Genomic DNA, 255 nt, shown 5'->3' with positions numbered 1-255 from the left:
GCAGGCGATGCTTAATGGCTCAAATATCTGAGCAGCATTATTATTTTTACGTGCTCTATTGCGCGGATCACACGCTTTATGGCGGCTACTCCACGGATGTCTGGCGCCGGTTTGCGATGCATCAATCCGGCAAGGGAGCCAAGTATACCCGACCGCAGAAACGCCATCCGCTCAAGCTTTTGTACTATGAGGAGTTCGATAATCAGCATGATGCGCTGAGTGCGGAATGGCATTTTAAACATCAGTCGCGCGCTA

1 protein-coding gene is annotated in these 255 nt (G+C 50.6%); it reads left to right on the top strand.

The window, feature by feature from the left end; translation table 11 throughout:
* Positions 1–14: 14 nt before the first annotated feature.
* A partial coding sequence (locus tag LJE08_RS14205; protein ID WP_227403606.1) for a GIY-YIG nuclease family protein occupies positions 15–255 on the top strand: 241 nt, incomplete at its 3' end.

Origin of the sequence: Holdemanella sp. DFI.5.55 (assembly GCF_020593575.1) — a bacterium.
Classification (GTDB): domain Bacteria; phylum Bacillota_I; class Bacilli_A; order Erysipelotrichales; family Erysipelotrichaceae; genus Holdemanella; species Holdemanella hominis.
This window is presented reverse-complemented; position numbering and strand designations above follow the sequence as displayed.